Origin of the sequence: Paenibacillus popilliae ATCC 14706 (assembly GCF_000315235.1) — a bacterium.
Taxonomy (GTDB): domain Bacteria; phylum Bacillota; class Bacilli; order Paenibacillales; family Paenibacillaceae; genus Paenibacillus_B; species Paenibacillus_B popilliae.
Genome location: NZ_BALG01000167.1, coordinates 1 through 24616, shown reverse-complemented (window position 1 = coordinate 24616; position 24616 = coordinate 1). Strand labels below are relative to the sequence as shown.

At 54.9% G+C, this 24616-nt stretch carries 29 protein-coding genes and 1 pseudogene; 29 read left to right on the top strand and 1 reads right to left on the bottom strand.

Translation table 11 applies throughout. The features are described 5' to 3' along the window. Positions 1–163 precede the first annotated feature (163 nt). From PPOP_RS11665 to PPOP_RS24250, 29 genes are all read left to right on the top strand, one after another. Entirely contained in the window at positions 164–433 is a 270-nt protein-coding gene (locus tag PPOP_RS11665; protein WP_006286566.1) for a YqhV family protein, read from the top strand. A 120-nt stretch (positions 434–553) separates the two neighbouring features. Continuing rightward, positions 554–1552: a stage III sporulation protein AA gene (gene spoIIIAA, locus PPOP_RS11660; protein ID WP_052516615.1), complete on the top strand. Its 999-nt coding sequence runs from the start codon at positions 554–556 to the stop codon at positions 1550–1552. Then, positions 1471–2073, top strand: coding sequence for a stage III sporulation protein SpoIIIAB (gene spoIIIAB / locus PPOP_RS11655; protein WP_422730643.1), 603 nt, complete (start codon positions 1471–1473; stop codon positions 2071–2073). The genes spoIIIAA and spoIIIAB overlap by 82 nt, the downstream gene beginning before the upstream one ends. An 11-nt stretch (positions 2074–2084) precedes the next feature. Next, the gene (spoIIIAC, locus tag PPOP_RS11650) at positions 2085–2288 is read left to right on the top strand and encodes a stage III sporulation protein AC (RefSeq protein WP_006286563.1); all 204 of its coding nucleotides are present in this window, start codon (positions 2085–2087) and stop codon (positions 2286–2288) included. A gap of 50 nt (positions 2289–2338) precedes the next feature. Beyond that, positions 2339–2728, top strand: coding sequence for a stage III sporulation protein AD (gene spoIIIAD / locus PPOP_RS11645; RefSeq protein WP_006286562.1), 390 nt, complete (start codon positions 2339–2341; stop codon positions 2726–2728). A 12-nt stretch (positions 2729–2740) separates the two neighbouring features. Beyond that, complete coding sequence (spoIIIAE, locus tag PPOP_RS11640) at positions 2741–3988, top strand: stage III sporulation protein AE (RefSeq protein WP_042228578.1); 1248 nt, start codon at positions 2741–2743, stop codon at positions 3986–3988. A 24-nt stretch (positions 3989–4012) separates the two neighbouring features. Next, positions 4013–4771 carry a stage III sporulation protein AF gene (gene spoIIIAF / locus PPOP_RS11635; protein WP_006286560.1) on the top strand — a complete coding sequence of 253 codons (759 nt, stop codon included), beginning with the start codon at positions 4013–4015 and terminating at the stop codon, positions 4769–4771. Between the two features lie 122 nt (positions 4772–4893). Further along, on the top strand, positions 4894–5559 hold the full coding sequence (spoIIIAG, locus tag PPOP_RS11630) for a stage III sporulation protein AG (protein ID WP_006286559.1): 666 nt from the start codon (positions 4894–4896) through the stop codon (positions 5557–5559). A gap of 49 nt (positions 5560–5608) precedes the next feature. Beyond that, the gene (locus PPOP_RS11625) at positions 5609–6322 is read left to right on the top strand and encodes a SpoIIIAH-like family protein (RefSeq protein WP_006286558.1); all 714 of its coding nucleotides are present in this window, start codon (positions 5609–5611) and stop codon (positions 6320–6322) included. Positions 6323–6464: 142 nt separating this feature from the next. Continuing rightward, positions 6465–6956, top strand: a complete 492-nt coding sequence (gene accB / locus PPOP_RS11620; RefSeq protein ID WP_006286557.1) for an acetyl-CoA carboxylase biotin carboxyl carrier protein — start codon at positions 6465–6467, stop codon at positions 6954–6956. A gap of 46 nt (positions 6957–7002) precedes the next feature. Beyond that, entirely contained in the window at positions 7003–8346 is a 1344-nt protein-coding gene (gene accC, locus PPOP_RS11615) for an acetyl-CoA carboxylase biotin carboxylase subunit (protein ID WP_006286556.1), read from the top strand. A gap of 112 nt (positions 8347–8458) precedes the next feature. Further along, positions 8459–8866 (top strand): Asp23/Gls24 family envelope stress response protein, encoded by a 408-nt coding sequence (locus tag PPOP_RS11610; RefSeq protein ID WP_006286555.1) that lies wholly within the window; start codon positions 8459–8461, stop codon positions 8864–8866. A gap of 92 nt (positions 8867–8958) precedes the next feature. Beyond that, the gene (gene amaP, locus PPOP_RS11605) at positions 8959–9498 is read left to right on the top strand and encodes an alkaline shock response membrane anchor protein AmaP (protein WP_006286554.1); all 540 of its coding nucleotides are present in this window, start codon (positions 8959–8961) and stop codon (positions 9496–9498) included. 16 nt (positions 9499–9514) lie between these two features. Next, on the top strand, positions 9515–9745 hold the full coding sequence (locus tag PPOP_RS11600) for a DUF2273 domain-containing protein (protein WP_042228575.1): 231 nt from the start codon (positions 9515–9517) through the stop codon (positions 9743–9745). A gap of 199 nt (positions 9746–9944) precedes the next feature. Then, positions 9945–10478: a transcription antitermination factor NusB gene (gene nusB, locus PPOP_RS11595; RefSeq protein WP_006286553.1), complete on the top strand. Its 534-nt coding sequence runs from the start codon at positions 9945–9947 to the stop codon at positions 10476–10478. 34 nt (positions 10479–10512) lie between these two features. Then, positions 10513–11388, top strand: coding sequence for a bifunctional methylenetetrahydrofolate dehydrogenase/methenyltetrahydrofolate cyclohydrolase FolD (folD, locus tag PPOP_RS11590; protein ID WP_006286552.1), 876 nt, complete (start codon positions 10513–10515; stop codon positions 11386–11388). Positions 11389–11518: 130 nt separating this feature from the next. Continuing rightward, positions 11519–12874 (top strand): exodeoxyribonuclease VII large subunit, encoded by a 1356-nt coding sequence (xseA, locus tag PPOP_RS11585; protein ID WP_006286551.1) that lies wholly within the window; start codon positions 11519–11521, stop codon positions 12872–12874. A 3-nt stretch (positions 12875–12877) separates the two neighbouring features. Next, positions 12878–13144 carry an exodeoxyribonuclease VII small subunit gene (xseB, locus tag PPOP_RS11580; RefSeq protein WP_006286550.1) on the top strand — a complete coding sequence of 89 codons (267 nt, stop codon included), beginning with the start codon at positions 12878–12880 and terminating at the stop codon, positions 13142–13144. 52 nt (positions 13145–13196) lie between these two features. Then, a complete protein-coding gene (locus PPOP_RS11575) occupies positions 13197–14051 on the top strand; it encodes a polyprenyl synthetase family protein (protein WP_006286549.1) in 855 nt (284 codons plus the stop codon). An 818-nt stretch (positions 14052–14869) separates the two neighbouring features. Further along, positions 14870–15496: a CNNM metal transporter family protein gene (locus PPOP_RS11570; RefSeq protein WP_042228568.1), complete on the top strand. Its 627-nt coding sequence runs from the start codon at positions 14870–14872 to the stop codon at positions 15494–15496. Beyond that, on the top strand, positions 15477–17375 hold the full coding sequence (gene dxs, locus PPOP_RS11565) for a 1-deoxy-D-xylulose-5-phosphate synthase (RefSeq protein ID WP_006286547.1): 1899 nt from the start codon (positions 15477–15479) through the stop codon (positions 17373–17375). Before PPOP_RS11570 ends, dxs begins: the two co-directional genes overlap by 20 nt. Positions 17376–17407: 32 nt before the next feature. After that, positions 17408–18238: a TlyA family RNA methyltransferase gene (locus PPOP_RS11560; protein WP_006286546.1), complete on the top strand. Its 831-nt coding sequence runs from the start codon at positions 17408–17410 to the stop codon at positions 18236–18238. 121 nt (positions 18239–18359) lie between these two features. Further along, positions 18360–18821, top strand: a complete 462-nt coding sequence (locus PPOP_RS11555; RefSeq protein ID WP_148277925.1) for a LolA-like protein — start codon at positions 18360–18362, stop codon at positions 18819–18821. A 79-nt stretch (positions 18822–18900) separates the two neighbouring features. Further along, on the top strand, positions 18901–19350 hold the full coding sequence (ahrC, locus tag PPOP_RS11550) for a transcriptional regulator AhrC/ArgR (RefSeq protein ID WP_006286543.1): 450 nt from the start codon (positions 18901–18903) through the stop codon (positions 19348–19350). A gap of 21 nt (positions 19351–19371) precedes the next feature. Next, complete coding sequence (gene recN, locus PPOP_RS11545) at positions 19372–21093, top strand: DNA repair protein RecN (RefSeq protein WP_042228565.1); 1722 nt, start codon at positions 19372–19374, stop codon at positions 21091–21093. Positions 21094–21212: 119 nt separating this feature from the next. Then, positions 21213–22550: a SpoIVB peptidase gene (gene spoIVB / locus PPOP_RS11540; RefSeq protein WP_042228563.1), complete on the top strand. Its 1338-nt coding sequence runs from the start codon at positions 21213–21215 to the stop codon at positions 22548–22550. 226 nt (positions 22551–22776) lie between these two features. Beyond that, entirely contained in the window at positions 22777–23595 is an 819-nt protein-coding gene (gene spo0A / locus PPOP_RS11535) for a sporulation transcription factor Spo0A (RefSeq protein ID WP_006286540.1), read from the top strand. 195 nt (positions 23596–23790) lie between these two features. Then, entirely contained in the window at positions 23791–23928 is a 138-nt protein-coding gene (locus tag PPOP_RS24255) for a site-specific integrase (RefSeq protein ID WP_234399803.1), read from the top strand. Between the two features lie 321 nt (positions 23929–24249). After that, positions 24250–24423, top strand: a complete 174-nt coding sequence (locus PPOP_RS24250; RefSeq protein ID WP_006286538.1) for a site-specific integrase — start codon at positions 24250–24252, stop codon at positions 24421–24423. Here the strand turns inward: PPOP_RS24250 and PPOP_RS25605 are convergent. Next, a pseudogene (locus PPOP_RS25605) lies at positions 24415–24616 on the bottom strand (hypothetical protein); the annotation flags it as partial. The gene PPOP_RS24250 and the pseudogene PPOP_RS25605 sit on opposite strands and share 9 nt — an antisense overlap.

Below are 24616 nucleotides of genomic sequence, written 5' to 3'. Positions count from 1 at the left end.
CGGCGGAAATCGAAGGGAAGAGCATGAACGGGACGCTGCCGCGCATACAATGGTCAATATATGGGAAAAGAAGGCTGCGCGGATTGCGCCTGCGGACTCCGGCAGAGCTGGAAACTATCGCCCCGCTTTATCCGTTATTCTCGCAGCGAAGGGAGGTGAGAAGTTGTCCGTCGATAAATTTGTCGCCAGCATGTCAGGGCTCCGCATCATGTCGGGCTGCTTGGAAATTACCGCGGCTCTGATTATGCTCAAGCTGAATGAGCCGGTGAAGGCGCTGGCCGTCAATTCTCTGCTTGCGATTATCGGTCCGCTCATTCTTATCGCGACGACGACCATCGGTCTCATCGGCATCGCCGATAAGCTGAACTGGAGCAAGCTTGTCTGGATTGCGGTCGGGGTGTCCTGTCTGCTTATCGGCGTATTGAAGAAGTAGGAGCCGGACATTCGAGGCGCCGGGTCCGGCGAGGGCATAAAAAGCGGCGCAGCGCCATACATATAGGGATACAAGCCCTGGTTGTCCGGATGTTGAATGATGACACGGGAGAGAATGCCAATGGAAGCACGAAACTGGTCGTCGGTGCTGCCGCCGATGCTCAAATCCATCCTGCAGCGGCTGCCCGCTGGTACATGTCGGGAACTGGAGGAGATTCGTATCCGCGTAGGACGCCCGCTCGAAATCGGCGTCATGGATGACTTCCAGCTCGTAACGGAGCAGGGGGAGCGGACGGATAATCCAGATGACGCCTACCGCCCAAGCCGGGAGGATGGGTATCAAATGCTCGATCTGATAACGAATCATTCATTGTACACGATGGAAGAAGAATTGCGCCGTGGATTCCTTACGATTCCGGGCGGACACCGGATTGGCCTCGCCGGCCGCACGGTGCTCGCACAAGGCCGGGTAAGCCATCTGCGGGAGATTACCGGCTTCAATCTTCGGATTGCGCGCGAGGTACATGGCATCGCGGCTTCGGTCATGCCGATGCTGCTTGATTTCAAGCATGCCCATATTCATCATACGCTGATCGTATCGCCTCCGCAGCAGGGCAAGACGACACTGCTGCGCGATCTTGTGCGGGCAATCGGCAGCGGATTATGGCATCATCCCGAAGCGAGGTGGAAGGCGCTCAAGGTAGGCGTCGTCGACGAGCGCTCCGAGATTGCCGGCTGTATCAAGGGCGTGCCGAGCTACGATCTCGGCTATCGGACCGACGTGTTGGACGGGTGCCCAAAGGCGGAAGGGATGATGATGTTCATCCGTTCGATGTCGCCCGATGTACTTGCTGTCGACGAGACGGGACGGGAGGAGGATTTGCTGGCGATGAGCGAGGCGATGCATGCCGGCGTCCGCCTGATTGCTACTGCGCATGCGGAGGATATGGACGATCTGCTGCGTCGCCCCGGCCTCCGGCAACTGCTTGAGGAAGGGGCCTTCCGCCGCATTGTCACGCTTCGCCGGGCCAAAAGGGAATGGCAGCGCAAAGTTTACGACGAACAGGGAAGAGTGCTGAAGAAGCCTGTGCTGCCGATGGAAGGGAGGGGGCCGGAATAATCAAGCTCCTCGGATCGGTCCTCTTGATCGCCGCCACAGCCAGCATCGGCTGGCTCAAGGCCGCTTCCTACAGGGCGCGACCGAAGCAGCTCCGCCTGCTCAACTATGCGCTTCAGCGGCTGGAGACGGCCATCATGTACGGCCATACACCGCTTCCAGCAGCGTTCGCCGAGATTAGCCGTCAGCTGCCGCCTCCGCTGCACGCCATCTTCGCCGCTGCGGCGCAGGCGATGGACGACGCAAATGCGGTCCCGCTCACTGCCCGCGAAGCGTGGCAGTTGGCCTGGGAGCGCCATCGTGGGAATACGTCGTTGGCGAACGAAGACTTGCGCGTTCTGCTGGAATTGGGCTACAGCCTCGGCATCAGCGATCGCGATGATCAGCGCAAGCATATCCGCCATGCAATCAAGCAGCTGGAGCAGGAAGAATTCGTGGCTCGCGAGGAATACCAGCGGTATGGCACGATGTGCCGCAGTCTCGGCGTATTGAGCGGCTTGTTGGCCGTTATCTTGATGTATTGAGGTGCCATGAAATGAATGTGGATGTCAGCGCCATTTTCCAAATCGCCGGGATCGGCATTATCGTGGCCATGATACATACCGTGCTCAAGCAAATGGGCAAAGAGGACATGGCGCATTGGGTGACGGTCATCGGCTTTGTCGTGGTCCTGTTCATGGTCGTTCGCCTGCTGGATCAACTCTTTAAAGAGATCCGGACCATATTTTTATTCCAATGACTGAAGTTGACTAGCGCGGCGCGGCCGCATTTTGCGGGTAGGTGGTTTCCGTGGAGATCATACAGGTGGTCGGTCTCGGATTGATTGCCGCCATCCTTGTGCTGGTGGTCAAAGAACAGAAGCCGATGTTCGGCTTTCTGATCTCGACCGTGACCGGAGTTATCATTTTTATTTTCCTTATCGGCAAAATCGATATCGTCATTCACGTGCTGGAGGATCTGGCGGATCGATCCGGGATACAGACGGTCTATCTGAAGACGATTCTCAAGATTATCGGAATCGCCTATATTGCCGAATTCGGCGCCCAGGTGGTGCGGGACGCCGGACAGGAAGGGATCGCCTCGAAGATCGAGCTAGCGGGCAAGGTACTTATCATGGTGCTGGCGGTTCCGATCATAAGCGTTATTATCGAGACCGTAATGAGATTGCTGCCAATATAAGGTGGAGAGGGAATGAATCGATTACGACGGATAGACAGTCCACCGCCGCAGAGGATGCACATCTGGACCTCGGCTCTGCTGTGCTTCCTGTTCGCCTGCATCGGGTCCGGATACGCTGCTCCCGAGTCCGCTCAGGGGGACACGGGGAATTCCCGCGTCCAGGCGGTAACTGAACAGTGGGGCCGCAAGCAGGCAGACAAGCTGGATATGGCGGATGTCGAGCGGTATTGGAACGAACTGCTGGGCAAGTACAGCGGCTTTTTGCCCCGAGACTCGCTGCCCGAATTTGCCGATCTACTGCTTCCCGGGGGAGAGAAACTTACAGCCGGGGCGGTGCTGCAAGCGTTCGGCAAATTCCTGATGCAGGAAGTGATCCAAAACGGCAAGCTGATTCTGACCATCGTCATTCTGGCCGTATTCAGCATGGTGCTGGAGACGCTGCAATCGGCGTTTGAACGGAATGCCGTCAGCAAGATCGCCTATGCCGTCTCTTATATGGTCATCATTATTTTGGCCATCAACAGCTTCCATGTCGCGATCGGTTATGCGAAGGAAGCGATATCGGGCATGATTCATTTCATGATGGCGATGGTGCCGCTGCTGTTCACGCTGCTTGCTTCGATGGGCAATCTCGTTACGGTTTCGGTCATGCACCCGCTCATCGTCTTCATGGTGCATTTCATTGGAACGCTGATCTATACTGTCGTGTTCCCGCTGCTGTTCTTCTCCACGCTGCTGCACATTATCAGTGCCTTGTCGGACAAATACAAAGTAACCCAACTGGCCAATTTGCTGCGCAATATCAGCATCGGCATGCTGGGCGTTCTGCTGACCGTCTTCCTGGGTGTTATCTCCGTGCAGGGCGCGACGAGCTCGGTTACCGACGGGGTTACGGTCCGGACAGCGAAGTATATTACGGGCAACTTCGTGCCTGTCGTCGGCCGCGTCTTCTCGGATGCCGCCGATACGGTCATATCCGCCTCGCTGCTCGTCAAGAATGCGGTCGGCTTGACTGGCGTGGTCATCCTGCTGCTCATCTGCGCGTTCCCGGCGCTGAAAATCGTGACGCTGGCGCTCATCTACAACGTCTCCTCCGCTATCATGCAGCCGCTTGGCGACACGCCGGCAGCCGAGTGCCTCAAGACGGTCGGCAAAAGCATGATCTACGTCTTCGCGGCGCTCGCGGCCGTTGGCCTAATGTTCTTCCTGGCCATCACGATACTGCTGACGGCAGGCAATGTCACGGTCATGATGAGGTAGGCCGGAGAGAAGGGAGGCGGGAGTATGCAATGGTTCAGTCAATGGATCAAGGAGATCATCATGGTGATTTTGCTGGCCGCCTTCATCGACCTGCTGCTGCCGAACCGTTCGATGCAGCGTTATGTCAAGCTGATGCTCAGCCTGATTATTCTGCTTACGCTACTGTCCCCGCTGCTGCGCCTGTTCGACTCCAACGTGACGGCGGAGCTCGTCCGCGAATGGGATGCGCTGCTGAGTACTTCGACCGCCAAGAGTCTCGAAGGGAAGACCCTAGAGCAAATCCGGCTGGAAGGGGAACGGTTGGCGCGTGCACGTGAACAGGAGGCGCTCCGATTAGCCGGCGCGCAGATGGAAGTGAGTATGAAGGAGCAGATCCAACGGGCGCTGCTCCAGGCGGGAGCCGCCGGCTCCAGCGGGGGGACGGCCGCTCAGGTGGCGGCCGTGCACGTTGCGCTGATGCATGACGCCAGCCAGGGGCAGTTGGTAATTGCTCGAATCGCGCTCACCCTAGAGGAGGTCCCGGTGACCGAGCCGCTGGCAGCTCCGGCCAGCGGCGGCCCGCCCGAGCCGGAACCGGTCGCGGCCATCGAGCCGGTTCGGATCGAACCGGTCGAGGCCGGCAGCTCGCCGCCGGAAGCGCCGGAGGACGCGCCAGCCTTCGGTACGGCCAGCAGCAAGCTCCTGCACCTGGAGGAGGCCGCTGTCGGAGCGCTTACCTCCGCCTGGCTCGTGAAGCCCGAGCAGATTGTGGTATCCTGGTCGCCGGAATGCGTTGTCCCGTAAGGCCCCTACAAAAAGGGTGCCGCCGCAAAAAAATGCGGACAAACCGTCATAAAATCGCCGCGCGCGCGTATAGGTGAAAATAGGACAAGTGAGAGCAGGTCCATACTACGCAAAGGCGGTCGATGGCATTGGCGAATTGGTTGCAGCAGATTGAACAGTGGATCGGCAAGGGCTCGAACGGTTCCAAACGGATCAAAGCGTTCCGCTGGCTGCTTCTTCTCGGCTTGGCCGGCGCGGCGCTCCTCTTGTATGGCACGTTTCAGTCCGGGGGCGGGGGATGGCCACAGGGCCCAAGCAATGTCGGCCGGGAGCCGCCGACGGTAGGCGTATTTGACGGCGCGGAGCAGAACGCGTCCTCCTCATCGGCCGTGCCGGGCCCATTTGAGTCGGTGGAGATGACATTCGAAGCCCGGGTCAAGTCCATCTTGGAGGAAATTGTAGGGGTGGGACAAGTCGATGTGTTGGTCACGATTGACTCGACGGAAGAAATTGTCGTCCAGCGCAACTTCAAGGACAACCAGCAGTTGACGGACGAGACCGATGCGAATGGAGGCAAGCGGCATACTTCGCAGCATACCCGGGACGGCGAAATTGTGATGTATGAGTCTTCCGACGGCAAGACGCCGTTCGTGACCAAGCGCATCAAGCCGAAGATTCGCGGCGTTGTCATCGTCGCCAAAGGGGCGGAGAACGCCGTCGTTAAGTCGCTCATCGTCGACGCGGTCGAGAAAGGGCTGAATGTACCGGTCTATCGAATCTCCGTCGTGCCGCGGAAAATCGCCGAGTAGCAAATCAACCTGCACAATGCATGAATCGTAAAGGAGGAGAAAAAGGACGATGAATACGAAAAGACAAACGATATGGCTGGTATCGATGCTTAGCTTGATGGTGGTGCTGTCCGCTTATTATCTGTTCACGGAGGACACGCCGACAGCTCCTGAAATGGCGGGTGAGCAGCAGTTGAAGGGCGATATGACGGAAGCGCCCCCGCTTCCACAAGTGGAAGTCACCAAGGTGTCCATCGGGGAGGACGCGCAGGCCAGGGCGGCAGAGAACGGAACGGCCGCTCCGGAGCAAGGAGCCGACCCTGCGGTCAACGTCGAAGGCGGACAGCCAGGAGAGGATGCGGCGGCGCCAGAGGCGACTCCGGAGGACAAAGAGCAGGCGATGCTGGATCAAGTCGTGGCCGAAGGCGTCATGAAGCGCAGCACGATCGAGCAGAAGCAGATGGAGCGCAACGAGCAGTACCAGCAGAAGCTGGAAAAGCTGATGGGCATGATCAATGACGATAAGACAACGGGCAACAGGCTCGCGCAAGCCTATGAAGATATGTACCAACTGGAAGAGCGCGAGGTCAAAATCTCGAATCTGGAAACCGAGCTGCAGAAAGATTACAACAGCGCGGTGATCACGCAGGAGGACGACCAGTTCACCGTCGTCGTGCAGAGCAACAAGATGGAAGTGTCGGAAGCAGTGGACATCATCTCGAAAATGATGAAAGAGCTGAACATAACGCAGGACAAGGTAAGCGTGCAATATGTGTCGGAATAATGCAGCGTTGTTGGAACTGGCCCGGTCAAAAACTGGGCTCTTTCCATTTGAGACGATTATGATATAATACATACGTCGTAGATTGTCCGTCTGATAACATTATCTATTTGCTCATACATATCGTCTCAAGGAGTGATTCAAGTTGTTCAAAATTAGCGAAATCAAGGAACTGATCAAGCTCCTGGACCAGACCTCCGTACATGAACTGGAAATAGAGAACGAGGGCTGCCGCATCGCGATTCGGAAGCCCGGCAAGACTGAGGTGTTCAATGTACAGACATCGGCAGCGCCGCTTACATATGCAGCACCTGCTCCAGCAACGGCTTCTGTCTCGTCAGAAGCGCTCACGCCAGCGGCTGAGCCTCAACCGGAGAAGAAGGAAGAGCAGACGGGCTTGATCCGTATCGTATCCCCGATGGTCGGCACCTTCTACAGTACACCTTCGCCGGAAGCTCCGCCGTATGTCAAGGTGGGCGACAAGATCAACGAGAATACAGTTGTGGGCATTCTGGAAGCGATGAAATTAATGAACCAGCTCGAAGCCGAGGTGAAGGGCGAGATTGTCGAGGTGCTAGCAACGAACGGCCAATTGGTCGAATTCGGCCAGCCTTTATTCCTGGTGAAGCCAGAATGACGTATTCCGTCATTCCATTACGATGCCCAGCCAAGGAGGTCCAAGGATGAAGTTCCATAAGATTTTAATCGCTAACCGCGGCGAGATCGCCGTTCGCATTATTCGCGCCTGTCGTGAGCTCGGTATCGCGACGGTCGCCGTCTATTCGGAGGCGGACAGGGAAGCGCTGCATGTGCGTCTTGCCGACGAAGCTTATTGTATCGGACCTACCGCGTCCAAAGCCAGTTATTTGAATTTTGCGAATCTGATGAGTGTCGCCACGTTAACGGAATGCGACGCCGTGCACCCGGGCTACGGGTTCCTGGCGGAAAACGCGGACTTCGCGGAGATCTGCGAATCGTGCGGCATCACATTCATTGGTCCGTCTGCAGATGCCATTGAGCGCATGGGCGACAAATCCGTCGCCAAGCAGACGATGAAAGATGCCGGCGTTCCGGTTATTCCCGGGCCGGACGGACTGGTTGAGGATCTGGAACAGGCGCTCATGATAGCGCGGGATATCGGATATCCTGTCATTATTAAGGCTACCGCAGGCGGCGGAGGCAAAGGAATCCGCATCGCGGAGGACGATGACGCCCTAATCAAGCAGATGACGGCCGCTCAGCAGGAAGCCGGGAAAGCGTTCGGCAATTCGGGTGTGTACCTGGAGAAGTATTTAACCGGAATGAAGCATGTAGAAATTCAGATTATTGCCGATAAGCACGGCCATGCCGTTCATTTGGGTGAGCGCGACTGCTCCGTGCAGCGGCGCCGCCAGAAGCTGGTAGAGGAAGCGCCTTGTCCGGTATTGACGCCCGAAGTTCGCGAGCGGATGGGAGAAGCGGCGGTTCGCGCCGCGCTGGCGGTCGATTACTCCGGTGCAGGCACATTGGAGTTTCTGCTTGGGCCGGACGGCAGTTATTACTTTATGGAAATGAATACCCGGATTCAAGTTGAGCATCCGGTAACGGAGATGATTACGGGAATTGATCTCATTCAGGAGATGATTCGCGTCGCTCAAGGCGAACCTTTACCTTTCCGTCAAGAAGATGTCATCATTGACGGATGGGCTATAGAATGCCGCATTAACGCGGAGGATCCGGCACGCAACTTCATGCCTTCGGCCGGCCAGATCGGTTTCTATTTGCCACCCGGCGGATTTGGCGTTCGCGTCGACAGCGCCGCCTATCCTGGTTGTCTGATCTCGCCGCACTATGATTCGATGATTGCCAAGCTCATTGTGTGGGCGCCGACGCGCGAAGAGGCGATTGAACGCATGAAGCGGGCGCTGTCCGAATTCACCATCGAGGGTATTCATTCGACAATACCGTTTCATATCCGCCTGCTTGAACACCCTACGTTCATCAAGGGCGATGTTGACATTACGTTTTTGGAAGAACACGAGGTCTAGAAGTTCTGGATTGGCCAGCGTCGTTTGTCTTATGCAGGGGCAAATGGTATAGTTAGGATAATCATTGGACAGGAACTGCCTCTAGTACAAAAAGATAAGGAGAGTGTGACGGATGAATCAGGCGATCGCATCGGGATTTGAACGCACGGATTTGGGCAACATCCAGATTGCGCCGGAGGTCATTGCAGTTATTGCAGGTCTCGCGACGATCGAGGTCGAAGGCGTAGAAGGCATGAGCGGCGGATTCGTCGGCGGCATCGCAGAGATGCTCGGACGGAAGAATTTGTCCAAGGGCGTGAAGGTGGAAGTAGGACAGCGTGAAGCGGCTGTCGATGTCAACATTATTATTGAGTACGGCCATCGCATTCCTACCGTAGCCAGCGAGATTCAACAGAACGTAAAGCGCTCGATCGAAATGATGACCGGGCTTCATGTCGTGGAAGTGAATGTGCACGTGCATGACGTTCATTTCAAGGCACAAGATAAGGTTGAAGAGACAGATCCGGCGCGAGTTAAATAAGGCGCAAGTTAAATAAGATTGATATGGAACCCCCTCTTGAAGGGGGTTTACTGCCATATTCAATACGAAATGTTCAAAGGAGGCAGGCTAGTGTGAGCAAAATTGTGGACAGGCTCTTTCTGTTTATTTACAGTTTCGCGATCAGTGCGATTGCTATAGCTGTCATTTTTGCCGCTTCAGGTTTCATTGCCCAACCGATACAGCTGACGGAGCCGCTTTGGTTGCAGTCGACGGTCATCACGACCGCCGCCGTCTTGTTTTTGTTGAGCATCCGTTTTTTCTATGTGTCCATCCGGAGAGAGCGTGCGGCGCTGCCTACGATCGATCAGCGGACAGAGATAGGCGACATCAAGATCTCGATGGAGACGATAGAGAATGTGGCCCTTAAGGCGGCAGGACGAGTACGGGGAGTCAAGGACTTGAAGGCCCGCATTCGCACGAATGATGCCGGTCTGGACATTGTGATTCGGACGGTCGTAGACGGCGAGACGTCGATTCCTGAGCTGACGGAGGAGGTCCAGCGCCAGGTTCGCGACTATGTGCAGCAAATTACGGGGATTCCGGTCTCTTACGTATCGGTATATGTGGCGAATGTGGTCCAGACTCCGACCTTCAAAGCGCGGGTTGAATAGGTGGTGAGCTTTCCGGATGTGGAATGAATGGTGGGAGAGTCACAGAAATCGCATCATCGGCAGCGCGGGTGGATTTATTTTGGGCGTGGTTTATTTGATCGCCGGATTTTGGGATATGTTATTTTTTGCGCTACTCGTCTTCATTGGATACAATGTAGGCAGGCAAAACGATTTGAAGCTGGGCCCCATGTTCCCATGGCGGCGTATTGGAATATGGCTGTCAGAACGGTTTGATAGGTTTAAGTAGAGTCCTATGGACGCTCCGAACGACTGCTTGACCGCAGGTCACTTACCGACGGAACAAAATCGGGGCGGCATAGGATTTTTTGGACGGGGCATGAATTCCGGAGGGGCCGTGGCAGTCAAGAGACATGAAGGATCCACCTTCGACGGCAGTGTGAAAGTGGCGATTCGGATGCGATATAGATGCAGGAGGAGTTTTTTTCATGAAGAGACGCATTGCCAGAGAGATGGCAGTTCAAAGCTTGTATCAGCTGGAAATGACGGACGTGACCCCTGAACAAGCGGTGGACATGATCGTTTCGGAATCGAATCAAGAAGAGAATGAAATCGGGTTGAAGCCGGAGCATGCGCGGGCGATGCATAAGCACGTGCTGAAATGGGTTCGCGATACCTGGGAGAAGCGGGACGAGATCGATGCCATCCTGGTCCGTTATTTGAAGGGCTGGCAGGTCGACCGGCTGTCGCGGGTCGATCGCCAGGTGCTGCGCCTTGCTTGTTACGAGATGGCATTCCGCACAGATGTACCGCCGAAGGTGGCCATCAACGAGGCGATTATCCTGGCCAAGCATTTCGGTGCCGAGGAGTCGGGCAAATTCGTAAACGGCGTGCTCGGCCAGATGCTGCGGGATCGCAGCGGCCAGCAGGACGGAGCAGACGCCAGCGAAGGCGGCAGCGGCTATCGCAAGGACGATGAGCCTATAGATGGCCCCTCGGTGGACAGCGAGCTCCGGGGATAACTGGCGAGCTACAAGAACGGATGGAGGAGAGACCATGACAGCGCAACTTTTGAATGGACAAGCATTATCACAGACGATACGCGAAGAAATCAAGCAGCAGGCGGCATGGCTGATCGAGCAAGGAACCCGTCCTGGATTGGCGGTCATCATCGTAGGTGACGACCCGGCTTCCCATGTTTACGTGAACAGCAAGCATAAAGCCTGTCTCGAATTGGGGTTCTATTCGGAAGTGCACCGTCTGGCGGAACAGACCTCCCAAGAAGAGCTTCTGGAACTGGTCGGCCGCCTGAACGTGCAAGCGACGATTCACGGTATTCTCGTCCAGCTCCCGCTGCCGTCTCCTATCGACGAGAAGGCTGTCATTGATGCGATTGCGGTGGAGAAGGATGTGGACGGCTTCCATCCGGTCAGCGTCGGGAATATGGTGCTTGGCGACGAGTCTCTTCTGCCCTGCACGCCGGCGGGCATGATGGAAATGCTCAAGCGCAACGACATTCCGATTGCCGGCAAGCATGCCGTCGTCATCGGTCGCAGCAATATCGTCGGCAAACCGATCTCGCTGCTGCTGCAGCGCGAGCATGCGACGGTGACGATGTGCCATTCGCGCACGCAGAACATCGAAGAGCTCTCCCGAATGGCGGATATTCTCGTTGTCGCCATCGGCAAGGCACATTACGTCAACCGTTCCTTCATTAAGCCGGGAGCCGTCGTCATCGATGTCGGCATGAACCGGCTGGAGAACGGCAAGCTCGTCGGCGATGTCGACACCGACGACGTCAAGGAGCTGTGCTCTTGGATTACGCCAGTGCCGCGCGGCGTCGGTCCGATGACGATTACGATGCTAATATCCAACACGCTCAAGACGGCGGAACGGTTCCACCGCTTGGCGAAGGCTTCGGCCCAAGCGTAGCCTGCCGCAGGGGGAAAGCGGTGCGATGGCTTGCGGTACGAACCAGAGGACGAATCGCAGTACAAACCGCAAGGACCGCCATCGCTAACGTACGGATGGCAGGATGTCTCGGGGGGAGGAGGCTGCCGGGATGGCGAATCAGGCACGGGTTCTATCCGTAAAGGATCTGAACCGTTATATACGGATGAAGCTGGATGGGGATGCCCGGTTGCAGGATGTCTGGGTGCGGGGCGAAATCTCGAACTTCACTCACCATGCCAGCGGACACATGTATTTCACGCTCAAGGATGCGGACAGCCGCTTGCGGGCGATCATGTTCGCATCCTACAATCAACGGCTTCCCTTCCGGCCGAAGGAAGGGGCGCGCGTCATCGCCCGCGGCAACGTGACGGTGTATGAGCGCGACGGCCAGTATCAATTCTATGCACAGCATATGCAGCCGGACGGCATTGGCAGTTTGTATGCGGCGTTCGAGCAGTTGAAGGAGCGCTTGGGAGCGGAAGGGCTGTTCGCCGCTGAGCGAAAGCGTCTGCTGCCTCGCTATCCGAAGAAGATCGGGGTCATAACGTCGCAGACGGGCGCTGCGGTGCGCGATATTATGATTACGCTGCGGCGGCGCCAGCCGGGCGTCCATGTCGTTCTCTATCCGGTGCTGGTTCAGGGCAACCAGGCGGCCGCCTCAATCGCGGCGGCCATCGAAGCAATGAACCGCCACCAGGAAGCCGATGTGCTCATCGTGGGGCGCGGCGGCGGATCGCTGGAGGAGCTGTGGGCCTTCAATGAAGAAATCGTGGCTCGCGCCATCGCTCAATCGGTCATCCCGATCATATCGGCCGTTGGGCATGAGACGGATTTCACGATTGCGGATTTCGTTGCCGACCTGCGTGCGCCGACACCGACGGCGGCCGCCGAATTGGCGGTGACGCATCAGGAGGAGCTGCGGCAGCATCTTCAGCATCTTGCGGAGCGGATGCGGCACGGCATGCGGCGAACGGTGCAGCAGAGCCAGGAACGGCTGCTGCGCGCCCAGCGCTCGCCCGTGTTGCGGAAGCCCGTGCTGCTGACGGCGAAACATCAGGAGCGGTATGAACGGCTGCGAGAGCGGCTCGTATACCGGTCGCGCAGCCGCTTCAATCAAGCGGACGAGCGGTGGAGGGAACTGCGCGGACGCTTGCGGGAGCAGACGCCGGTACATCAGATGCGTTCCGCACGGGAGCGGCTGAACGGCATGGAGCGCCAGCTTCACCGTGCGATGGCGATGCAGATGAATGAGCGGCGCCTGAAGCTCGGCGCGCATCTGAAGCAGCTGGATGCCCTGAGTCCGTTGAAGACGATGGCGCGTGGGTACAGTCTCGTGTATGATGAGCGGGAAGAGAACATGATCCGCACGATTAAGGATGTGAAGTTGGGAGACGTCGTCCGCGTGAAGCTGAACGACGGGCAGCTCGATTGCCACGTCTGGTCGATGAAAGGAGGTAGCGATTGATCGATGGATAATCATGAAAAGGCTACCCATCAGGAAATGAGCTTCGAGACCGCAATGGAGAAGCTGGAGCATATCGTCGAGCAGTTGGAGAGCGGAGAAGTACTGCTGGAGAAAGCAATTGAGCTTTTCCAGGAAGGGATGGGCCTGTCCGGTCTGTGCGCCCGCAAATTGGAGCAGGTTGAACGCAAAATCGAGGTGTTGTCAGAGCAGAATGGCGAACTGAGGCGGCAGCCGTTCCCAGCGGAAGAAGCGGGTGATCGGATTGAGTAGCGCCGGAGCGGAAGAAAGGTTCGCTTCTTATTTGAAGCGTCACGTCGCGCGGATGGAGCGGCTGCTGCCGGCTCAATTCCCCGCCGGCTGGCATGTACCTGCCGAATTGAAGGAAGCGATGCTGTACTCGCTGATGGCTGGGGGCAAGCGCCTGCGGCCGCTCTGTGTTATCATCGCATGCGAGAGCCTGGGCGGACCGCTGGAAGCCGCCGATCCGGTGGCCTGTGCCATCGAGATGTTACATACATACTCTCTCGTGCATGACGATCTGCCGGCGATGGATAACGATGATTACCGCCGGGGCAAGCCAACCAACCATAAGGTGTTCGGGGAAGCCCTCGCCATCTTGGCGGGCGATGCGCTTCTGACCCATGCCTTCTACACGGTCGCGCAAAGCGCGCGCCGCCACAGCATCCCGGCCGAGATCGCCCTGACCATCACCGAGGAACTGTCCGTTTATGCAGGCATGCGGGGCATGGTAGGCGGCCAGACCGCCGATATTTTGGGCGAGCAGGGAATGACGACGCTGGTCCAGCTTGAATATATTCATCTTCATAAGACGAGCGATTTAATCGTGTTCGCGCTTCGCGCAGGCGCCCATCTGGCGGGGGCCAATGGATCGCAACTGAACGCGTTGACCGAATTCGGGACGAAGCTCGGCCTCGCCTTCCAGATCCAGGACGATATTCTTGATATTACCGGAGAAGAAGTGCTGCTCGGCAAGCCGACGGGGAGCGATGAAAAGTGCGGAAAGGTTACCTACCCGTATTTTATCGGTCTGGAGGCCTCCAAGCAGGAGGTCGTCCGGCTGACGGAGGAAGCGAAGCAAGCGGTGCGGCAGGCCGGATTTCCTTTTCCGGCGAGGTTGTATGAGCTTGCGGATTTTTTGCTGAAGCGCCAATTCTGAATGCCCGCCGGTCTGATGAGCGGTGGATTTCCAGAGGAACGCTTTCATGGAAATGATATCGCGTGTTTTGCGTTTCCGTTTTGTGATATAATAGAGCGCACATAGAGTGGTGCAGTATTCTAGTCGGCCTCCCGACACCGAAGACGGGCCTAAAAATTCGCCAAAGGGCACATCGATGAAGTTCCTGGTGTTGGCTTGCGACGCCCAGTCGTGGGCTGATGCTGGGAGTTAAGGTTGTGGGGCGATCCACAATGGCATGTGGGCGTTGACCCCGCTTCCGCGGAGGCCCAAGTGCGTGGTACGGCGTCCTCGCGCGTCGCATTACGGCTTGGGGTATGAACCTATATTGCGAGTCACACGGAACGCTCTCCGGCTTCCCGGATCGTTCCGTGCGGGTGGCTTGTATGTAGCGTAGCCTGCCTTGAGTGAGTCTGCAGGGATAGCGGATGTGTAGATACGACGGTCTTCGGCCAAAGACCTACCTATCGGATGCCGCTTGAAATCTGATTTGCAAAAGAGGCTAAGGGTCGGTTCAGGGCTGCTCGAGGAAAACTCCTAGACTGTTCACATTGTGAGGCTTTGTGGGGATTATAGTGTGGTCTAAGTGGTAATCCAGTCTGACGTCCGGCGACGGCGTCAAGACGCTCTTAATTGGAAACGGCCTACCCGGCGACGGGGAGGCGGGCGTCTGGGAAAACCTACTGGACCTAAGCCACAGCGTTTATCCAGAAAGCTACCACTCCAACCATCATTGGTTAACAAAATACATACAATAAGTTCGTGGGAACATCTCTTAAAAGGATGAGTTGACAACGAAAATGAAATTTTCATTCAAACATTCCGTCAAGTGGAGCATATTCATTTTTATCGTCACCTTCGCGATGGCCGCCATATTATCTGTTGCCTCCACGTCGATATTGGGGAAGGCGGGCTGGGGCGTCGGCATGGTGATCGTGTTGATGCTCGTGCTTATTGGAGTGTTTTTTGATATTATGGGCTTAGCTGCGGCTGCCGCGAAGGAGACTCCGTTCCATGCGATGGCGGCGGAGAGGGTGCGCGGAGCCAAGCAAGCGATTTATATCGTTCGCAACGCGGATCGTTTTTCGAACTTCTGCAATGACGTGATTGGTGACATGACAGGGGTTATCAGCGGTTCGGCCACAGCGATCGTAGTGACGAATTTGTTATGGTCCATGAATGCGGATAGCGTATGGATGACGACGGCGGTAAGCGTTACATTCACCGGACTCGTCTCCGCATTAACCGTCGGAGGCAAAGCGTTGGGGAAGTCGTTTGCGATTCACTACTCCACTTCGATTGTGTTGTTGATCGGCAAATGCTTCTATTTTTTGGATAGCAAGCTCCATATCCGCTTGTTCACCAAAAAACGCGACAAATCGAAACAACGAAAGCGAGGGAATTCCCGTGCTGCTCGAACAGATTAGCCAACCTGGCGACCTGAAACGGTTGACGAAGGAAGAACTGCCTGTCCTGGCGGAAGAAATTCGACAATTTCTCATTGAAAAGCTGGCGGTGACCGGAGGCCATCTGGCATCGAACCTGGGAATCGTTGAGCTTACGATTGTGTTGCATTATTTATATGACAGTCCCGTAGACAAAATGATATTCGACGTCGGCCATCAGGCATACGTTCATAAAATAGTAACAGGCCGCAAGGATCGGTTCGATACGCTGCGCCAGTACAAGGGGTTGTGCGGCTTCGTCAAGCGCACGGAGAGCGAGCATGACGTATGGGAAGCCGGCCACAGCAGCACCTCGCTATCCGCAGCGATGGGAATGGCGCTCTCCCGGGATTTCAAGGGCGAGAGCAACAAAGTCATTGCGGTCATCGGCGATGGCGCGCTGACCGGAGGCATGGCGCTCGAGGCGCTTAATCATATCGGGCATGAGAAGAAAAATTTGATGGTCGTGCTGAACGACAACGAGATGTCGATTGCCCCGAATGTCGGAGCGCTACATAACTATTTGTGCAAAATTCGCTCCGACCGGAACTATTTAAAAGCGAAGGAAGAAGTGGAGCAACTGCTCAAAAAGATTCCGGCGATTGGCGGCAAGATCGCCAAGACGGCGGAGCGGGTGAAGGACGGCTTCAAATATCTGGTCGTATCCGGTATGCTTTTCGAAGAGTTCGGGTTGAAATATTTTGGACCTGTCAACGGACATGACATTGACAAGCTGATCGATATTTTTCAGCAAGCGAGCCGTGTGAACGGCCCGACACTGATTCATGTCGTAACCCGCAAAGGCAAAGGATATACGCCGGCGGAAGCCGATTCGCATAAATGGCACGGCATCTCGCCGTACAAAATTGAATCCGGGCAATTGCTGAAGGCGGTAGGCAATCCGATGTACACCGAGGTGTTCGGCAAGACCCTCATGGAGCTTGCGGAGCAGGACGATCGCGTCGTGGCCGTTACGCCGGCCATGCCAGGCGGCTCCGGACTGCTCGGATTCGCGGAGCGCTTCCCGGGGCGCATGATCGATGTCGGCATCGCCGAACAGCATGCCGCCACGATGTGCGCCGCGTTGGCTATGGAAGGGATGAAGCCGGTATTGGCGGTATACTCCACCTTCCTGCAACGGGCGTACGATCAAGTGGTCCATGACATTTGCCGCCAGAGTGCGAACGTGATCTTCGCTATCGATCGCGCCGGATTCGTCGGGCCGGACGGGGAGACGCATCAGGGCGTGTACGATATCGCTTTTATGCGCCATATTCCGAATATCGTACTGATGATGCCGAAGGACGAAAACGAGCTGCGCCATATGCTGAAAACAGCGATCGAATACGATAAAGGACCGATCGCGGTGCGGTACCCCCGCGCAAACGGGGTCGGCGTCGAGCTGGACGCCGAGCTGATTCCGATTCCGATCGGGACATGGGAAGTGGTCTGTCCCGGCGATCATGTCGCCATTCTTGCGATTGGCCCGATGGTACAGGTGGCTGAGGAAGCGGCGGAGCACCTGCGGCGCGAAGGCATTCAACTGCGCGTCATCAATGCCCGCTTCATGAAGCCGCTTGACGAGGCGATGCTGACCCTGCTCGCCAGAGAGCAACTGCCGTTGATCACACTTGAGGAGGGCTCCGTGGCGGGAGGCCTGGGTAGCGCCGTTATGGAGTATTATGCGCAGCATCATGTATTCGGCGTCAGGGTGAGACCTATCGGGGTTCCCGATTGCTTCGTGGAGCACGGCAGCATCAAGGAGCAGCGCCAGGAGACGGGCCTGACGGCGGAACAGCTGGTGAAGGAAGTGCATATGATGCTCTTCGCCCATGGCGATAACCGGTTGAGCCGGGCCTAGCCCGAGTACGCAATGACAGATAGGGGTACAGCATGTCCATACCGAAGGAACGGATTGATGTTCTGCTCGTGGAGCAGGCCTATTTTGAGAGTCGTGAAAAAGCGAAAGCCGCCATTATGGCCGGCTTGGTATATGTGAACGAGGAACGGATTGAGAAGGCGGGGACGAAGGTCCCACGGGACGGAACGATTACGGTGAAGGGCTCGGTTCATCCTTATGTAAGCCGAGGCGGCTTGAAGCTGGAAAAGGCAATTGGCCACTTCGGCCTCTCGATGACGGATACCGTCATGCTGGATATCGGCGCTTCGACAGGCGGATTTACCGATTGCGCCCTTCAGCATGGTGCGCGCTACGTCTATGCTATCGATGTTGGCTATAACCAGCTTAATTGGTCGCTTCGCAATGACGAGCGGGTGCATGTTATGGAGAGGACCAACTTCCGGTATACGGAGCCGGAGCATCTGCAAGGCCCGGTCCCGGATACCGCGACCATCGATGTGTCCTTCATCTCGCTCAAGCTGATTCTGCGGCCGCTTCAGGCGCTCATCGGCAAGCCGGGCCGAGTCATCGCGCTGATCAAGCCTCAATTCGAGGCGGGAAGAGACAAGGTCGGCAAATCGGGCGTCGTCCGCGATCCGGGGACGCATGAGCAGGTGCTGAGGCAGATTTTGGACGATGCTGCATTGTTAGGCTTCCAGCTGGAAGGATTAACCTATTCCCCCATTACGGGAGGAGAAGGCAACATCGAGTTTTTGGCCTATTGGAGCGTGCCGGAAGGCGGCTCGCCGGGATCCGCGACTTCCATCGAGCAGATTCACGCGGTTGTCCAGGAAGCCAATTCGGTTTTCTGCTCGACCTCTTAATTCCTTCGTTCACTTCCATCCGCTGAAGCTCATCCGGGATAGACATCCGACGGATGAGCTTTCTTTATGGATTGGCAGGCACCGGCGGTACGCTTTCCATCATAGCGGGGTGGTGATTCCATTGAGCGATAGATGGGTAATGGGTTTCATTCTAATTGGGATATTGATTTGGATTGGCTTCGGCGTGCGGCGGTACGCCCATTCTCCCGAGCCGATGGAGGATGTCTGCCTAAGCAACCAGTTTCCGGAGGATGAGGAGGCGTTACAACTCGTCGAGGATGCTGGCTATGAGCTGATCGGCGGAAAATTCTGCATGCCTTTGCACTTTACGGTAGACGGAGAGGACATCGATGCCCGCATCTGGATCGATATGATCGTCAAACGCGACAATCAATGGTATATTGTTCGTATCGCACGCGAACGGATGCAGCTCGATTGGGACGGCAGCGGCATGAAGCGGCAATGGATGCCTTACTTCGCCGCCTATCCCGATAGCTCGGGCCTGCTCGTCGTAGATATGTTGGAACGCCGGGTGCGCCTAATTCGCATGGATTGGGGGGTAGCCTATGTTCACGGCGATTAAGTCAATAAGAAGCATAGCAACAACCATCTCGCTTGCTGCGCCAAGGCTAGGAGTAGAAGGAACAAAACGGAGGGCTTACATGAAAGGTCAACGACATATCAAAATTAGGGAAATCATAATGAACAACGAGATCGAAACCCAGGATGAATTAGTCGATGCCTTACGGAGCGCAGGCTACCACGTGACACAGGCTACCGTGTCCAGGGACATGAAGGAGCTGCACCTGATCAAAATTCCGATGAAAGATGGGCGGTACAAATATTCGCTGCCGGTTGATCAGCACTTCAATCCGGCCCAAAAGCTGAAGCGGGCGCTGCTGGATAACTTCATAAGCATCGACAGTACGGAAAATCTGGTCGTGATGAAATGTCTTCCCGGCACGGCGAACGCCATTGCCGTTGTGATGGATAACATCGAGTGGCCGGAGATTATGGGCACTGTCTGCGGAGATGACACGATACTTATCATTTGCCGAACCAAGAAGGAAAGCGATCAAGTCGTAGCGCAAATTGAAGCGTATATTTCGTAAATGCATCCTGGGGGGAAGTCCATGTTAATCGCATTATCCATTACGAATCTGGCGGTTATTGAATCCGTTCAGCTTCAGTTTCATCAGGGATTTCACGTGTTGACCGGGGAGACGGGCGCCGGGAAATCGATCATTATTGATGCGCTTGGATTGATCGGGGGAGCTCGCGGTTCCTCGGAATTCGTGCGCTATGGCCGCGATCGGGCGGAAGTAGAGGCGTCCTTCGATCTGCCAGTAGACCATCCGGTCTGGGCGACTGTCGCCAAGCTGGGCATTCAGGCGGATGCGGAAGAATTGCTCATTATTCGCCGGGAATTGACGGCGAATGGGAAGAGCATGTGCCGCATTAATGGCCAAATGGTCAATCTGACGATGCTGCGTGAAGTCGGAGAGCTGCTCATCAATATCCATGGCCAGCACGAGCATCAATCTCTGCTCAAGGTAGAGCGGCATCTGGATTGGCTTGATGCGTACGGCGGGGAAGAACTGGCTGTGCTCAAGCAGCGGTACCGCGAAGAATTCGGCTGCTTCATGGCGCTGCAGCATGAGATCAACCAACTGAAGCAGACAAGCCAGCAAGCATATCAGATGCTTGATCTGTACCGTTTTCAGATCGAAGAGCTTCACAATGCCGCCCTCCAAGTGGGGGAGGATGAATTATTGGCGGAAGAAAAGTGTAAACTAGCAAATGCCGAGAAGCTGATGGATCATGTCAACCATGCTTATGAACGATTGTATGGCCAAGGCGCGATGGATGCGGTCGGCGTCGCCATCACTATGCTCGAAGACGTCATGCTGTACGATCCCTCACGATTCCAACCGATGGTGGAACAGGTCCAGACCGCCTACTATCAATTGGAGGATGTGGCATTTCAGTTGCGCGACTACCGGGAGAACATCGAATTCAATCCGGAGCGGCTGCAGCAGATTGAGGATCGGCTGGTGCAGTTGAATGGGTTGAAGCGGAAATATGGAGCCACGGTGGAAGAAATGATCGCCTATGGCGAACGGATACAGGCTGAGGCGGACAAAATCGAGCACAAGGATGAGCGGATTGCCGCTTTGGAGCAGGAAAGCGAGAAGCGGCTGGCGAAGCTGGCCAAGCGGGCACGGGCATTAAGCGATGCAAGACGGGGATTATCCGATAAGCTGACGAAGCGGATCGAGAAGGAGCTGCAGCATCTTCATATGGAACGAACCCGTCTCGATGTTCGTCTAGAACGGCTTCAGGACGGACAAGGCTTCGACGTCAATGGCGTAAACGTCCGCTTCACGAAGAACGGATGGGACGATGCGGAATTCCTGATTTCTCCGAATCCGGGCGAACCGCTGCGCCCGCTGCACAAGATCGCATCCGGCGGGGAGCTGTCACGGATTATGCTGGCATTGAAGACGATATTTGCCGAGATGGATTGCATTCCGGTGCTGGTCTTCGATGAGGTAGACACCGGAGTAAGCGGCCGTGCGGCCCAGGCCATCGCGGAGAAGCTGACGGAAGTATCCCGCAGCGGTCAAGTATTCGCGATTACTCATCTCCCGCAAGTGGCCTGCATGGCAGATCATCATTACTACATAGAGAAGCTGGTGCGGGATGAACGCACATCGACCCAGGTAACGGAGTTACAGGAACAAGGACGTGTTGCCGAACTGGCTCGCATGCTTGGCGGAGTGGAAGTAACGGAAAGAACCTTGCATCATGCTCAAGAAATGCTGAAGTTGGCTGAACGTCAAAAAGGTGCGTAATTCAAGGGCTTAAGGAATGATTTTCACTCATAAAACGCTGGGGTCAAGGTTACCTTAATGTTACGAAACGGGCACGCCCTTTTTCGTCAAAGTTCCGTCAACAAAGGAGTGTGACACCTTTGAACCCCAACGCAAAACGGCTGCTCGGTCTTATGCTGGCCATTATTGTTTGTTTATGCTGCACCACAGCCCCTTTCCGCACTTACGCAGCTTTACCTAATCATTTGCGCCTTTTTCAAGGAGAACACAAGCAATTGAATCTGGTCATGCCTGTCCAAGCGCAGGCCACCGTAGATCGTCCTGATATTCTGAAGGTCAACGGGCAGAGCGAGACTTCCTTTCGCTTATCGCTGCAGAAGCCGATCTCGCTGCAATCGTCCCAGACCGGACAGGCTGAATTGAAGTTGAAGTTGTTCGGCGGCATTCCGTTAAAGACATTGAAGGTCAATGTCGTCCCTAACTTGCGGGTCGTCCCCGGGGGCCAAACGATTGGCGTCAAGGTCAAATCGTCAGGGATTCTCGTCGTCGGGCACCATCTTGTTCATGTCGGACCTGAGCGTAAAATATCGCCGGGTGAAGAAGCAGGCGTCCGGTTAGGCGACATGATTATGAGCATGAACGGAACCCGTCTTAACGATGTGACGAAGGTAGCGGATATCGTTCGCGAAGCCGGCGAGAAAAAGCAGACGATTGAACTGATTATTCAGCGGGGCGACACCGAGATAAAGACGAAGCTGAAACCGGCCTATGATGTGGAGGACAAGACTTGGCGGCTTGGGTTATATATCCGGGATTCCGCAGCGGGTGTAGGCACGCTTACTTTTTATGCTCCCGATCAAGGGGTATACGGGGCGCTTGGCCATGTCATTACCGATATGGATACACAGACACCCATCACGGTAGGCCAGGGCGAAATTGTTCAGTCCAACGTAACCTCCATTTCCAAGAGCCAAAATGGCGAGCCTGGCGAGAAGCGGGCCCATTTTTTGAAGGAAAGCCGCGTATTGGGCAATATTGAACGCAATACACCGTTTGGCATTTTTGGCAAAATGACGAATCAACCGGAGCACAGTCTGTACAAGGAGCCGATTCCTGTCGCTTTCAGCGAGGAGGTGCAGGAAGGCCCCGCCGAAATGCTTACGGTCGTCAACGGCCAGCAGGTGGACCGATTCAAGCTGGAAGTGGTCCATGTGACGAAGCAGACGTCCCCCGCCACCAAAGGGATGGTCATCCGCATTACTGACCCTAGATTGCTGCAAAAGACCGGGGGCATTGTTCAAGGGATGAGCGGAAGTCCCATCATACAGAACGGCAAGCTCATTGGTGCCGTTACTCACGTGTTCGTCAATGATCCGAGCTCCGGTTACGGTTGCTTCATTGAATGGATGCTGCAGGATGCGGGCGTGGTGTTGTCGCCACCCCCGATCTCCAACAGAGAAGGCTCACATGCTGCGTGAGCCTTCCTTTTTTGCGCTTATTCGCCTTTTTCATGTCGAAGGAATACGAATGATGTAGAAAAAATGAATAACCATACATTATAAATCATGTTCTCAAAAAAATAAAGAAAAAAAGTTTTCGACAGAAGGAATTTCATTCCTGGTGTCGAATAAGTTATTCTTGTAGAGGAAAGCCAACGACATCAATATTCGGGAATGCTAAACTTTGACAAGGGAGGATCAAAAGTTGCAAAAGATCGAAATACTGTTAGCGGACGATAACCGGGAGTTCACGAACTTATTAGCTGATTTTTTATCAGAACAGGAAGACATGGTTGTCACCGGTGTCGCCTATAATGGCGAAGAGGTGCTTCAATTCCTGGAACAGACCAGAGCGGTGCCAGATGTGCTCATTCTGGATATTATTATGCCTCACCTGGACGGTCTGGGCGTGTTAGAACGTTTACGCAGTATGAATCAGTCCCCCCAACCGAAGATCATCATGCTGACCGCATTCGGCCAAGAGAGCATTACGCAGCGTGCCGTACAACTGGGCGCGTCCTATTATATTCTGAACCCGTTCGACATGGATATCCTGGCGAATCGCATCCGGCAGCTGGCTGGCGTCGCTTCGACTCCGTCCATAGGCAGCTCCAACGCCGGCAGCTATATGACCTCCTCGAAGTCGAATGTCATCCAAATGGGCAAGACGAAAAATTTGGATGCAAATATTACGTCCATCATACATGAAATCGGCGTTCCGGCGCATATTAAAGGATATCAGTACTTGCGCGAAGCGATTACGATGGTGTACAACAACATTGAAATTCTCGGCTCGATCACGAAAACGTTGTATCCCGCTATTGCAGAGAAATACAAAACGACGCCGAGCCGCGTCGAGCGTGCGATTCGCCATGCCATCGAGGTGGCATGGACTCGTGGCAACATCGACAGCATCAGCCGATTGTTCGGCTATACAATCAACATCAGCAAGTCTAAACCGACCAATAGCGAATTCATCGCGATGGTTGCCGACAAGCTGCGGATTGAGCATAAGGTGAGCTAACGCATAGAGCCATAAGGGTTGGTGGGAATATTACGCTAGTTATCAAATACCGATAAACTCGCTTTTATGCCGATAAACTTTTTTCCGTTCACGCGATGAATTTTCTTGATTTATCGGGTCTGTGTATTTCGCACAGACGGGAGATGGAAACGTTGAAAGTGTCGGAGATGGAATTTTATCTCGAAGATTTTTTTGATGTACTGCCAACAGAAAAAACTCTCCAAGAAAACCTTATCATCATATGAGCAGTCATTGCGACTTCTAATTGCGTACTTGAAAAAAGAGCATGACGTTGATATATTGGCGGATGTGAAAAAAGGACACATCCGCTAATATATTTCATGTTCAAGAAAGAGGAAAATACACAGTCGTAAGTCGCGAAGGTAATGCACAAATCAATTTTCCCCATAATCGTACAGACTATAAGAAGGAAGTTTCCACGGTTACAATCAATAACTACATCCGGAATATAAAAGTGTTCTTTAACTAGTTAAAGGGGGAAGGAGAACTACAGAAGAACCCTGTTGATAATATAAAGCAAATCAAGACAATTAGAAGACAGAAGCGCGGGATTAACGAAGAAGAATTCCGCGTGCTATTATTAGAGCAGTTCGATCCACGAAATATTACGGATACCGCAACAAAATCATCGTTATGCTGCTGCAAGATACCGGTATGAGAATCGGCGAATGTCTTGATTTAACAATCGATGATTTCGACTTTCATCACCGCCAAGTAACGGAAGAGGCGTATATGGACCTGACGCGCGAAGAGATTGAGGCTAAGTATAACGAGCATAGCCCATTGGGGAAGTGGCGTTTAAGATAAACGAGAAGAAGCCCTGCCGTCGCTGGTGGGGCTATTTACATCTACATCACAACACAATCCATCCGACATGACAACTTCTTTTGACTTCACCCGGAGATAACGAAGTACCTGTTTCGTCATCTTTGCGAAGAAGCTTTCAATCCCATTGAGCCAGGAGCCATGTTTGGGGGTGAAGACGAACTCAAACCGGTTC

Bases quoted from the DNA above. Each gene is read 5' to 3' on its own strand.
- PPOP_RS11610 (WP_006286555.1), top strand. From the start codon at position 8,459: ATGAATCAGGCGATCGCATCGGGATTTGAACGCACGGATTTGGGCAAC.
- spoIIIAC (WP_006286563.1), top strand. From the start codon at position 2,085: ATGAATGTGGATGTCAGCGCCATTTTCCAAATCGCCGGGATCGGCATT.
- PPOP_RS11570 (WP_042228568.1), top strand. From the start codon at position 14,870: ATGAAATTTTCATTCAAACATTCCGTCAAGTGGAGCATATTCATTTTT.
- ahrC (WP_006286543.1), top strand. From the start codon at position 18,901: ATGAAAGGTCAACGACATATCAAAATTAGGGAAATCATAATGAACAAC.
- PPOP_RS11575 (WP_006286549.1), top strand. From the start codon at position 13,197: ATGGAGCGGCTGCTGCCGGCTCAATTCCCCGCCGGCTGGCATGTACCT.
- PPOP_RS24250 (WP_006286538.1), top strand. From the start codon at position 24,250: ATGCTGCTGCAAGATACCGGTATGAGAATCGGCGAATGTCTTGATTTA.
- nusB (WP_006286553.1), top strand. From the start codon at position 9,945: ATGAAGAGACGCATTGCCAGAGAGATGGCAGTTCAAAGCTTGTATCAG.
- spoIIIAF (WP_006286560.1), top strand. From the start codon at position 4,013: ATGCAATGGTTCAGTCAATGGATCAAGGAGATCATCATGGTGATTTTG.
- spoIIIAB (WP_422730643.1), top strand. From the start codon at position 1,471: ATGGCAGCGCAAAGTTTACGACGAACAGGGAAGAGTGCTGAAGAAGCC.
- spoIIIAG (WP_006286559.1), top strand. From the start codon at position 4,894: ATGGCATTGGCGAATTGGTTGCAGCAGATTGAACAGTGGATCGGCAAG.
- xseB (WP_006286550.1), top strand. From the start codon at position 12,878: ATGGATAATCATGAAAAGGCTACCCATCAGGAAATGAGCTTCGAGACC.
- spoIIIAE (WP_042228578.1), top strand. From the start codon at position 2,741: ATGAATCGATTACGACGGATAGACAGTCCACCGCCGCAGAGGATGCAC.
- accC (WP_006286556.1), top strand. From the start codon at position 7,003: ATGAAGTTCCATAAGATTTTAATCGCTAACCGCGGCGAGATCGCCGTT.
- folD (WP_006286552.1), top strand. From the start codon at position 10,513: ATGACAGCGCAACTTTTGAATGGACAAGCATTATCACAGACGATACGC.
- PPOP_RS11560 (WP_006286546.1), top strand. From the start codon at position 17,408: ATGTCCATACCGAAGGAACGGATTGATGTTCTGCTCGTGGAGCAGGCC.
- spoIIIAA (WP_052516615.1), top strand. From the start codon at position 554: ATGGAAGCACGAAACTGGTCGTCGGTGCTGCCGCCGATGCTCAAATCC.
- PPOP_RS24255 (WP_234399803.1), top strand. From the start codon at position 23,791: ATGTACTGCCAACAGAAAAAACTCTCCAAGAAAACCTTATCATCATAT.
- xseA (WP_006286551.1), top strand. From the start codon at position 11,519: ATGGCGAATCAGGCACGGGTTCTATCCGTAAAGGATCTGAACCGTTAT.
- PPOP_RS11600 (WP_042228575.1), top strand. From the start codon at position 9,515: ATGTGGAATGAATGGTGGGAGAGTCACAGAAATCGCATCATCGGCAGC.
- PPOP_RS11625 (WP_006286558.1), top strand. From the start codon at position 5,609: ATGAATACGAAAAGACAAACGATATGGCTGGTATCGATGCTTAGCTTG.
- recN (WP_042228565.1), top strand. From the start codon at position 19,372: ATGTTAATCGCATTATCCATTACGAATCTGGCGGTTATTGAATCCGTT.